Source organism: Arthrobacter gyeryongensis, from assembly GCF_039543785.1.
GTDB lineage: Bacteria > Actinomycetota > Actinomycetes > Actinomycetales > Micrococcaceae > Arthrobacter > Arthrobacter gyeryongensis.
Genome location: NZ_BAABKK010000011.1, coordinates 1 through 11,515, shown reverse-complemented (window position 1 = coordinate 11,515; position 11,515 = coordinate 1). Strand labels below are relative to the sequence as shown.

General features: G+C 63.8%; 7 protein-coding genes and 1 tRNA gene. 6 read left to right on the top strand and 2 right to left on the bottom strand.

Translation table 11 applies throughout. The annotated features are described in order from the left end of the window. Positions 1–3: 3 nt before the first annotated feature. Entirely contained in the window at positions 4–1,209 is a 1,206-nt protein-coding gene (locus tag ABEA18_RS09390; RefSeq protein ID WP_345449094.1) for a macrolide 2'-phosphotransferase, read from the bottom strand. A gap of 143 nt (positions 1,210–1,352) precedes the next feature. Here ABEA18_RS09390 and nudC point away from each other — a divergent pair, with 143 nt between their 5' ends. From nudC to ABEA18_RS09375, 3 genes are read left to right on the top strand one after another with little or no spacing between them, the layout of a single operon-like run. Continuing rightward, entirely contained in the window at positions 1,353–2,339 is a 987-nt protein-coding gene (gene nudC, locus ABEA18_RS09385; protein WP_345449093.1) for an NAD(+) diphosphatase, read from the top strand. After that, entirely contained in the window at positions 2,336–4,468 is a 2,133-nt protein-coding gene (locus ABEA18_RS09380) for an ATP-dependent DNA helicase UvrD2 (protein WP_345449092.1), read from the top strand. Before nudC ends, ABEA18_RS09380 begins: the two co-directional genes overlap by 4 nt. A 26-nt stretch (positions 4,469–4,494) precedes the next feature. Further along, positions 4,495–5,097: a M48 metallopeptidase family protein gene (locus ABEA18_RS09375; RefSeq protein ID WP_345449091.1), complete on the top strand. Its 603-nt coding sequence runs from the start codon at positions 4,495–4,497 to the stop codon at positions 5,095–5,097. A 15-nt stretch (positions 5,098–5,112) separates the two neighbouring features. On the opposite strand, the gene ABEA18_RS09370 is transcribed toward ABEA18_RS09375, so the two are convergent. Beyond that, positions 5,113–6,558, bottom strand: coding sequence for a zinc-dependent metalloprotease (locus ABEA18_RS09370; RefSeq protein ID WP_345449090.1), 1,446 nt, complete (start codon positions 6,556–6,558; stop codon positions 5,113–5,115). 226 nt (positions 6,559–6,784) lie between these two features. Between ABEA18_RS09370 and ABEA18_RS09365 the strand changes: the two genes are divergently transcribed. The 3 genes from ABEA18_RS09365 (at position 6,785) to ABEA18_RS09355 (ending at position 11,405) form a co-directional block, all read left to right on the top strand. Continuing rightward, complete coding sequence (locus ABEA18_RS09365; RefSeq protein ID WP_425550508.1) at positions 6,785–8,005, top strand: YlbL family protein; 1,221 nt, start codon at positions 6,785–6,787, stop codon at positions 8,003–8,005. A gap of 133 nt (positions 8,006–8,138) precedes the next feature. Then, positions 8,139–11,141: a UPF0182 family membrane protein gene (locus tag ABEA18_RS09360; protein WP_345449089.1), complete on the top strand. Its 3,003-nt coding sequence runs from the start codon at positions 8,139–8,141 to the stop codon at positions 11,139–11,141. Positions 11,142–11,331: 190 nt separating this feature from the next. After that, positions 11,332–11,405, top strand: a tRNA-Met gene (locus ABEA18_RS09355). The last annotated feature ends 110 nt before the right edge of the window (positions 11,406–11,515 follow it).

Here is an 11,515-nt window from a genome sequence, read left to right as displayed (position 1 = left end):
GGACTAGTGGTCCTTGGCGTCCTGGAGCGGCGCGGGCTCCACTATCTGGAGGGCCGTCGTCGAGGTGTCGTCAGCTTCGGACGACGCCTCCGGAGTCGGCTCGGTCCCGTCTCCTGAATCTCCCGAAGGCTCCGGGATAGCTGTAACGCTCACCGTGGGCTTCGCGGAGTCGCCCTCCGGGGCCTTCTCTTCCGAAGCCATAACGACTGCCGGTGCTGCCAGCCCTTCCGCGGCGGCAAGTTCCGCAGCTGCAAGTTCCGCAGCAGCCGCCTCGGCCTCGTCGGCCGCCAACGCGTTTTGCTCCTCGATGTCGTCGGCGAGGGATTTGAGCATCGCCTCGGCTTCTGCCGTCATGTCACTGTGACCGGCTGCCAAGGCCTTGACGAGATACTGGGCCAAGGCGAATTCGGCAAGAAGTGCCGAGCGTCGCAGCAAGTGGCTGTCCGGCGTATCCCGCCGGGCTTCCGTGTAGTGCCGGAGGACGGACTCCACGAAGCGCTGTTCGTTTGACGCCACGAGCCAGGCGAAGTCATCGGCAGGATCACCGATGCGCAGATCGGTCCACCCCGTCACGGCCGTCACGCTGTCGCCGTCGACCAGCAGATTGTCTTCATGGAGGTCGCCGTGGACCACACACGGGTTGAAGCGCCACAGCGCCACGTCCTCGAGTGCGTGCTCCCAGCGACGCAACAGCGCGGGCGGAATCTTGCCCGTTGTGGCGGCCTGGTCCAGCTCGTTCAACTTGCGCTGGCGGAATTCGTTGGCCGTGTAGCTGGGAAGATCGGCGTTGTTGACGAGGGATTGGGGGAGGTCGTGGACTGCGGCCAGCGCCGCACCGATCTCCTTGGCCAAGGCATCACTGCAGGTGGACAACTCTTCGATGCTGCGCGTGGCCCCCGCCAAATGGGCGTAAACAAAGGTGCTCAGTGCACCTTGGCGAACGGTTCCGGCCACAGTGGGCATCAGAAAGGGCAGCTCGGCCCGGATGGCCGGAGCGAAAGCCCGCAGAATCATGAATTCGGTTTCCAACCGGGCGCTGGCTTCCGGATGGCGCGGCGAACGGACACGCCACCGTTTGCCCTCGGAATCCAGCAGAAGCGCCGAGTCGAAATCGGCAGCATCATCCGGGGCGGAGGCGGCAGCCATCGGCGTCAGGCCGGGCACCGCCGCAGTAGCTACAGCGGCCAGTTCGAACGGTGTTCTTCTCACGTCTTCCACGGTAGATTGACAAGCGCCTCTGGCAGCGATGCAGTGCGGCGAGTCTTGAGATCCGCTGGAAAACAGGATCCAGGGGCGTACATCGCTGAAAGATCCAAATGTCAATTGTCGGTGCGAGTCAGTACGGTAGGTACATGAGTTTCACCGAGTTCCAGGCGCCGGCAAACCACCTTATAGATACCGTTCTTCCAGTGCGCCCTGCCATGGTTGACCGCGGATCTGCCGAACGCCTGAAACCGGGCATGCTTGACGAAGTGATCTCCTCAGGATCGGCCAAGGCCATGGTGGTGTCGCAGCGTCAGGCCCTCGTGATGGGTGACAAGCTGTGGCTGGGCGACGCCGCGCCGCTCTTCGAAAACCTTAAAGCCGCTGGCGGACCGCTCACCGTGGTTTATCTCGGCCGGACCCTCGCTGCTTCCTCGGTCCCGGAGCAAACACCGATCGTCCTCTTCGTTCCGACTGAGCCGGTTTCGCCTGGAGCCGCGGGCCTTCCTGCCTCCGGGTCCTGGGCGGGATTCCGGGAGGTCGCCGCGCGCCTCGGTGCCATGGACACAGCCTTGTTTGTTGAGGCCAGCGCGATTTCCAATTGGCATGCCACCCATACCCACTGCCCGCAGTGTGGAACTCCCACGGAAATCGAAGCCGGCGGCTGGGTCCGGCGTTGCCCGCGGGACAAATCGGAGCACTATCCAAGGACCGATCCGGCCATCATCGTCACCGTGGTCGGTTCCGACGGCAGGCTTCTCCTGGGTGGAGGTGGGCCGCTTGACGCCAAGAACTACTCCACGCTCGCCGGCTTCGTTGAGCCAGGGGAATCGCTTGAACAGGCCGTGGTTCGCGAAATCGGGGAAGAAGTAGGTGTGCGGGTCACCGCTTGCCAGTACCTTGGCTCGCAGTCGTGGCCGTTTCCGGCCTCGCTTATGCTCGGGTTCACCGCAACAACGGACGACGTCGAGGCCCGGCCCGACGGCGTCGAGGTCACCCGGGCGCGCTGGTTCAGCCGCGCGGAACTCCAGGCAGCCGTGCTCAGTGGCGAGATCACGATCTCCACGAGGCTTTCGATTGCACGTTCCCTGATCGAGCACTGGTATGGCGGCCTCATCGAGGACCTCCAGCAGTGACAGAGGGTATTTTCAGCGACACCGTTTCACTCGAGGACCGGATTCTCGGCGGCCTTGACGCCGAGCAACGGGAAGTCGCCAGCAACCTTACTGGTCCCATGTGCGTCCTCGCGGGAGCGGGTACGGGAAAAACCCGGGCCATTACACACCGCATCGCCTATGGCGTCCACTCCGGCGTTTACAGCCCTCAGCGCCTCCTGGCCGTCACCTTCACATCCCGGGCCGCCGCCGAGATGCGCAGCCGGCTGCGGGATCTCGGCGTCGGTAACGTCCAAGCCCGCACCTTCCACGCCGCTGCACTCAGGCAATTGCAGTTCTTCTGGCCGCAGGCGGTCGGTGGCGTCCTGCCAAACTTGCTGGACCACAAGGCGAACATGATCGCCGAAGCCGCGCGGCGGCTCCGGCTGAGCACCGACCGCGCTTCAATCCGCGACCTTGCGGCGGAGATCGAGTGGGCCAAGGTTTCCATGCTGACGCCGGCCAACTACCTTGAGAACGCGCACGGCCGCGGCACTCCAGGAGGTTTCGACCTCACCGCCGTCGCGCGGGTCTTCCAGTCGTACGAGGACGTGAAGACGGACCGCAACGTGATCGACTTCGAGGACGTCTTGTTGATCACGGTAGGCATCCTTCAGGAGGACCCGAAAGTGGCAGCCACGGTCCGCGAGCAGTACCGGCACTTTGTGGTGGACGAGTACCAGGACGTTTCTCCGCTGCAGCAGAGGCTTCTTGAGCTGTGGCTTGGCGGCCGCGACGAACTCTGCGTGGTGGGTGACTCCAGCCAGACCATCTACTCCTTCACGGGCGCCTCTCCCAAGCACCTCCTTGGATTCAAGGGCCATTACCCTTCGGCGACGGTCGTCAAACTCGTTCGCGACTACCGTTCCACGCCTCAAGTGGTGAAGCTCGCCAACGACCTCCTCGGATCCCGCCGCAGTGGTGGAACGGTTGCCGACGCAGCCTGGGCCAAGCCCCTGCAGTTGGTGGCCCAGCGCCCGGCCGGACCAGAGCCGCGGTTCATGGAATGCCCCGACGACGAGGCCGAGGCGGCGGTGGTCGCAGGCAGGATCCGGGAATTGATCGACGCCGGCACCAAGGCGAGCGAGATTGCCGTGCTGTTCCGCACCAACGGCCAATCGGAAGCGTACGAACAAGCCCTTGCTTCGGCGGGTATCGGCTACCAACTGCGGGGCGGTGAGCGGTTCTTCGCGCGCAAGGAAGTCCGGGACGCCATCCTGCAGTTGCGCGCCGCCACGCGGGCGGTAGCCGAGGATTCCGCCAAGGAGGCGCTCGGCCAATTGGTCCGGGACATCGTGGCTTCGCTCGGTTATACGGATGCCGCCCCACATAGCGGGGGCGCACTCCGCGAACGCTGGGAGTCGCTGGCCGCGCTCGTGGCCCTCGCGGATGAACTCGCCATTAGCCGCGGGCCGGAATTCACTTTGATGGAATTCGTCAACGAGCTCCAGGAACGTTCGGTGGCCCAGCACGCCCCGACAGTCCAGGGCGTGACCCTCGCATCGCTGCACGCAGCGAAGGGCCTGGAATGGGACGCCGTGTTCCTGGTGGGCTTGAGCGAGGGACTTATGCCTATTTCCTTCGCCGACACTCCCGAAAGCGTGGACGAGGAACGCCGCCTCCTCTACGTCGGGATCACGCGGGCACGCGAGCACTTGAACCTGTCCTGGTCCACGGCCCGCACGCCTGGTGGACGTGCCAACCGCAAGCCTTCGCGCTTCCTCGACGGGCTCCGCCCCGACTCGGTGCTCGGAGCCAGCGCGCGCAGCCGCCCCACGCCACGGCGCAAGGCGGCAGCACCGGCGTCGTGCAGGGTCTGCGGCACGATGCTCGCCACTGGCGCCGAACGCAAAGTGGGTCGCTGCAGCCAGTGCCCGCCTACCTACGAGGACCAGACCTTTGAGGCTTTGCGGCAATGGCGCAAGGAGGAGGCCCTGAGCAACGAAGTTCCCGCCTATGTGGTCTTCACGGACGCGACATTGACGGCCATCGCCGAGGCCCGGCCGGAGTCCCTTGAGGAACTGGCGAAACTCGCCGGTGTCGGACCTTCCAAACTGGAAAAGTACGGCGAAGCCGTGCTGGCAGTTCTGGTCGAGAACGGGTCTGCCTAGTGCCGCGGATCGCGGGACAGTCGGCTTTGCCGCTGACAACCGACGACGGCGCGCCCGTCGTCGTTCGCCGCTCGGCCCGCCGCCGTCGTACCGTGGCGGCTTTCTGGGAGGACGGGAACGCCGTTGTGGCGATCCCTGCCCACTTCACGAAGGCACAAGAAAACGAATGGGTCCGGCGGATGCTGGACAAGCTCAAGCGCCAAGGGCAGAGAGGCGCCCAGGGCGCCGGCAGGCGGAGACCCGCGAGCGACGCAGCCCTTGCCGGCCATGCCGCGGAATTGTCCTCAAGGTATCTGGGCGGGCGTGCCACCCCGACGTCGGTCCGCTGGGTCAGCAACCAGAAGTCACGGTGGGGCTCGGCAACTCCGGCGGACGGGACCATCCGGCTTTCGGACAAGCTCCAGTCGATGCCGCAATGGGTGATCGACTACGTGTTGCTCCACGAACTCGCGCACTTGCTCGTGGCCGGGCACAACGCCGCGTTTTGGCGCTTGCTGGAGGCGTACCCCGAAACACAGCGGGCGAAGGCCTTCCTGGAGGGCGTCGCCTTTGCGACGTCCCGTGGGCTTGGACCGGATGAAGAAGGCGCCGGCGCTCCAGCCGGAAGCTGGGACGCCGACGCCGACTAGGCGTTCGAGGAGCCGCTAAGCTTTCGGCCCGCCCGGCTCCGTGTTGTCAGGGGAGTCTCCGTCTTCAGGCTTACGAGCCTCCGGGCTCCCCTCTGTGTTCTCCTCATCCTTCGGAGCGTCGTAGCCACCTTGAAGGAGCTTCTGCAGCGCATCGTCCACTTCGGTGTCGCTGGCTTCAGCCAGGCGGCGCCGTTCGGTGAAGCCCGCCGGGTCGTCGAGGTCATGCGCCGTCGGGAGCAAATCGGGGTGCTGCCAGATGGCATCGCGCCCGGCGATTCCCCGCTCGTCCTTCAGTGCAGCCCACAGCGTGGCGGCTTCGCGCAGGCGTCGCGGACGCAGCTCGAGTCCCACCAGCGACGAGAACGCGTGTTCAGCGGGTCCTCCAGTGGCGCGGCGCCTCCGCACCGTCTCGCGGAGTGCGACGGCGGATGGCAGCACGTTCTCGGTGGCGGCAGCCGTGAGTTCGTCCACCCAGCCCTCAACCAGCGCCAGTGCGGTTTCGAGTTTCTCCAGTGCAGCCGATTGTTCGGGAGTGCGCTCGGGCGTGAACACCCCCTGGGAGAGGGCTTCTTGAATGCCCTCGGGGTTGCCGGGATCCAGGTCCCGGGCGAGGTCCTCTACGCGGGACAAGTCGATGTGGATGCCCCGGGCATAAGCTTCGATCGCTCCGAGGAGATGGCCGCGCAGCCATGGAACCTGCACGAAGAGCCGGGCATGCGCGGCTTCGCGGACGGCGAGGAACAGCCGGACGTCATTCTCAGGGACACTCAGGCCTTCGCCGAACTTCGCCACATTGGCCGGTAGCAATGCCATCTCGAGATCAGCCAGTGGAACGCCGATGTCGGTGGAGCTGACCACCTCGGCGGACAAGGCCCCGATGGCCTGGCCCAGCTGCATGCCGAAGATTGCCCCGCCCATGTTCTGCAACATGGACGAGGTGCCACCCATCATGGCCTTCATTTCTTCCGGCATTTGCTGGGTCAGTGCGTCCGACAGGGCGTTGGCGATGCTGTTGGCCACCGGCTCCGTGAGCCGTTTCCACGTAGCGAGGGTAGCTTCCACCCATTCAGCGCGGGACCACGCGCGGCCGATGAGGCCCGTTGCCTGAAGATCGGTGACCGGATCCAACCAGAGTTCCGCGAGCCGGAGCGCCTCGTCGACTTCGCGGGTCTGTACGGCATTCACCGACGGATCCGTGCCGGCAGCGGCGACACGGCGTGCATTCTCGTGGGCGAGCTGCCAATTGACGGGACCCTCTGAAGTGGAGCTCATCATGGCCTGCACCTGGGCGAACATTTGCTGCAGCATGTTGGGGTCGTTCGGCAGCCCTGCGGCCTTTGCCAATTCGGCGGGGTCGATATTGCCCATGCCTTGCCCGCCCATCAGGTTCTTCAGCATTTCTGCCAAGGGATCCACGGGTGAATCGTCTCCGTTGGGAGGGGTATTGGGGTTGGAGGTCATGGTGCCGCCGATCGTCGGTGTGACTGGTGATCACTTTCAAGGTACCGCGATGCCCCGGGGCTGTCTGCCTCAGGAACGCGTCGTTCGCTCTAGGCAAAGCACCTCACGCGGGCACAGCAAAGTAGGGTGGATCGTTGGTATGTTTACTGGCCTCCACCATGAGGGGGTCGAAACGGTAGCGCTAGGCACACGGTTCCCGGCGCGGAGAGGTCTTCCATTGACTAGTTTGCCGAGCCCCGGAGCTGCCGGGGAACCCGGACAGCCTCTCGGCCCCTCCGACTCCCCGGACGCCCCGACGTCGCAAGGCCATTCCCCGGAGCCGGACACGGCACAAACGAGGGAGCCAGGCGAGGACCCGGGGGAGGAACCGCCCCACGCACCCCAACCGGTACGGCGCCGTGACGGCCGGTACGTCGCGATGCTCGTCTCCGGCGCCCTGACCATTGTGTTGGGAATCGCCGCGGCTGTCCTTCCTGTTCCTTACGTCGTGGAATCTCCCGGACCGACGTTCAACACCTTGGGCACGGACCACGACAAGCCGGTCATTAGCATCTCCGGGCACGCGACGTATCCTGCCAAAGGAAATCTGGACCTGACCACCGTCTACATCAACGGCGGCCCCAACGGACCCGTCAACATTTTCGAGGCCTTTCAAGCCTGGCTGGATGGTTCCAAGGCCGTATACCCCGAAGAACTTCTCTATCCCAAGGGCGTCACCAAGCAGCAATCCGAACAGGAAAGCGCGCTTGCCATGACTACCTCCCAAGAGAACGCAGTTGCCTCGGCCCTCAAAGAAGAGAACATTCCCTACGGGCAGAAGCTTGCAGTCGCAGGGTTGTCCGATGGCTCGGCCTCGGCAGGCAAACTCCAAACAGGGGATGTCTTCACGTCGATCAACGGCAAGGCGGTCACGTCCCTGAACGTCGTCCAAACCGCACTGGCCGACGGCGCGGGCGCGCCTGCCGCCGTCGTCGTCGATCGGAACGGCAAGCCTGTGACGGTGAGCATCACTCCGGGCAAGGGCTCGAACGGCAAGTACATCCTGGGCGTACTGCTTCAGTACAAGTTCACCTTCCCGTTCGACGTCAAGATCTCCCTGGACCAGGTGGGCGGACCGAGCGCCGGCATGATGTTCGCACTGGGCATCATCGACAGCATCACCCCGGGCGACCTCACGGGGGGCAAGCATGTGGCCGGCACCGGCACCATTTCGCCGGACGGCACCGTGGGACCCATTGGAGGAATCGCCCAGAAGATGCGCGGAGCCCGCAACGGCGGCGCCACGCTTTTCCTCGCGCCCGCCGCCAATTGCGACGAGGTCGTTGGGCACGTTCCGGACGGGCTGCAGGTAGTCAAAGTGGACACTCTGGCGGACGCAAAATCAGCCGTCGAGCGACTCGCCTCGGGCCAGAATGTGTCCCGCCTCCCGACATGCTCCAACAACTAGACTGATGATGGAACTTAGCTCCACTGCCACTCGTGGCACTAATGACGGCCTCCGCCATTGGCACCCGGCACCGGGGCCGACGAACACACGCACTGATGACCGTTAACTGACGACCAGCGATGAGGTATCGAGTTTGTCCCGTCCAGCCAGCACCAGCCCGCCCGGAAGACCGCAGCGGAGACGGGGTGCACTCACTCCAACTCTGATCATCGTCGCCGTCGCCGTGGTGGGATTCATTTTCTTCGCCAATGTGTGGACAGACGTCCTCTGGTATCAGCAGTTGGGCTTCTTCGAAGTCTATTTCAGGGAGAACCTGGCCCGGATCCTGATCTTCCTCGCCGGCTTCGTCCTCATGTTCGTGCCGGTCTTCTACGCGATCCGCGTTGCCTACCACGCACGGCCCGTTTACGCTCCGGACTCCGAGGTCAGGGACAATCTGAACCGGTACCAGGCGCAACTCGAACCCGTGCGACGCGTGGTCATGATCGGCGTCCCCGTGCTGTTCGGCCTCTTTGCAGGCAGCGCGGCCGCGAGCCAGTGGCAATCGGTGCTTTTGTTCTTCAACCAGGTACCCTTCGGCCAGGCCGATCCCCAGTTTGGCCTGGACATCAGCTTCTATCTCATGACTTTGCCGTTCCTTGGCTTTGTCACGGGTTTCCTCATGAGTGTTGTGGTGATTGCCGGAATCGCGGGAATCCTCACCCACTACCTCTATGGCAGCATCCGGCTCATGGAACGCGGCATCTTCACCAGCCGTGCCGCCCAAATCCACTTGGCCGTGACCGGGGCCGTTTTCCTGCTGCTGCTAGGAGCCAACTTCTGGCTTGACGTCTACAGCACCGTCCAGAACAACGGCGGCCACTGGGCAGGTGCCCTCTACACGGACGTCAACGCCGTGATCCCGACGAAGACCATCCTGGCCGTTGCCGCGGGTCTGGTGGCCATCCTCTTCATTGTGGCCGCCGTGATCGGCCGTTGGCGCCTGCCCGTGATCGGCACGGCCATGCTGATCATCACGTCCATCCTCGCCGGCGGTGTCTATCCCTGGGTCATCCAGCAGTTCCAAGTCCGCCCCTCGGAGCAGACGCTGGAAAACAAGTACATCGACCGCAACATTGCCATGACCCGGTCCGCCTACGGTTTGGACAAGATCAAGGTTTCTCCCTACAACGCCACCACGGACGCCAAGACCGGGGCGCTTGCCAAAGATGCCCAGACGGCCGCCAACATCCGGCTCTTGGACCCGAACCTGGTTTCCTCCGCATTTTCCCAGCTCGAGCAATACCGCCCGTACTACCAGTTCCCCAAGGCCCTGAACGTCGACCGCTACACCGTGGACGGCAAGACCCAGGACACCGTGATCGCTGTCCGCGAATTGAACCAGGACGGGCTGAACGCGAGCCAGCAGACCTGGGTCAACCGGCATATCGTCTACACCCACGGTTACGGCGTCGTCGCCGCCAAGGGCAACACCTTCACTGTTGACGGCAAGCCGGACTTCCTGCTCTCCGGAATACCATCCATGGGTACCCTTGGCAGCGATGCGAGCTACCAACCCCGCATTTACTTCGGTGAAGATTCGCCGGACTACTCGGTGGTCGGTGCCCCGGATGGCGCTGCGCACCGCGAACAGGACCGACCAGCCGGCAAGGACACTTCCACTGAAACGCAGTACACGTTTACCGGCAACGGTGGCCCGAACGTGGGCAACTGGTTCAACCGCCTCCTGTACTCCATCAAGTTCCAGTCCTCGGACCTGCTGCTGTCTGACGGCGTCAACGAGAAGTCCCAGATCCTTTACGACCGCACTCCGCGTGAGCGCGTGCAAAAGGTTGCTCCCTACCTGACGGTGGACGGAAGCGCCTATCCCGCAGTGGTCGACGGCCGGGTGAAGTGGATCGTGGACGGTTACACCACCAGCCAGTACTTCCCCTACTCCCAGCAGCAGCAATTGGGAAACGCCACGGCCGATTCGCAAACGACCTCGGGGCGCACGGCGGCACTGCCGAACAGCACCGTCAACTACATCAGGAACTCGGTCAAGGCCACTGTTGACGCCTATGACGGCTCGGTCACGCTGTACGCCTGGGATGACCAGGACCCCATCCTGAAAGCGTGGGAGAAGATTTTCCCGACCACCGTTAAGCCGTACTCGGAGATGTCCGGACAGCTCATGAGCCACGTCCGTTACCCGGAAGACTTGTTCAAGGTCCAGCGTGAGTTGCTTGGGCGTTACCACGTGACCAATGCGGACAACTTCTACCAGAACAACGATGCGTGGAGCGTTCCGAACGACCCCACGGTCACGGATCCCGTCCGGCAGCCTCCGTTCTACATGTCCCTGCAGATGCCCGACCAGACCAAGCCGGCCTTCCAGCTGACGTCATCCTTCATTCCACAGGTGGTCAACGGCGCTGCCCGGAACATCCTGTACGGGTTCCTCGCTGCCGATTCCGACGCCGGTAGCCAGAAGGGGGTGAAGGCGGACACGTACGGCCAGTTGCGATTACTCCAGTTGCCAACGGATACCCAGGTTCCAGGACCCGGCCAGGCCCAGAACAAGTTCAACTCCGATCCTGAAGTGTCGCGGGAACTCAACCTGCTCAGGCAGGGAGCATCCGATGTACTCAATGGCAACCTTTTGACCTTGCCGGTGGGCGGAGGCCTGCTCTATGTCCAACCGGTCTATCTGAAGTCGACTGGTGAGACGTCTTATCCAACGCTTCAGCGCGTGCTCGTGGCCTTTGGCGACAAGGTGGGCTTTGCGCCCACGCTTGACGGCGCGTTGAAGATCCTCTTCGGGGGCGACTCGGGGGCCTCGGCGGGAGACTCGGCAAATAACGGCCAGACCCCCACTCCGCCGGGGACCACCACGCCACCCGCAACTGCGGATGCACAGGCCCAGCTGAAGGCTGCGCTGGACCAGGCCAACAAGGCCATCCAGGATGGCCAGGCCGCACTGGCCAAGGGCGACTTCGCCGGATACGGTGCCCAGCAGAGCATCCTGTCCGCGGCGATACAGAAAGCGCTCGACGCCGAGTCCCGGCTTGGTGTCACCCCGGCCCCGTCGGCAAGTGCCAGCCCCTCGGCAAGCCCGTCGGCCTCGTCGTCGCCTTCGCCTTCGCCAAGCAAATAGCTGACTCCAGCTGGCCGGTTCCGGCTTAGCTGGAGGTTTTTGGAAGACCGGGCCAGTCCTCACCTGAACTGGTCCGGTCTTTCTTTTTGATCTGGTGGCCCCCGCAGCTTGGCCGCGGGGCAGGGGAGACGGAGGTCACGTCGTTTCGATTTGGCCTGACATTCACCTGCAGGTAAAGTAGTTCTTGCGACGCGGGGTGGAGCAGTTCGGTAGCTCGCTGGGCTCATAACCCAGAGGTCACAGGTTCAAATCCTGTCCCCGCAACTGAAGAAAAGATCCGGCACGGTGGAAACACTGTGCCGGATCTTTTTGTGTACGCCCGGCATGGGCATTTGCTTGGAGGTGTGAGTCCTCTGGAGGAGAAGGTGGTTTAA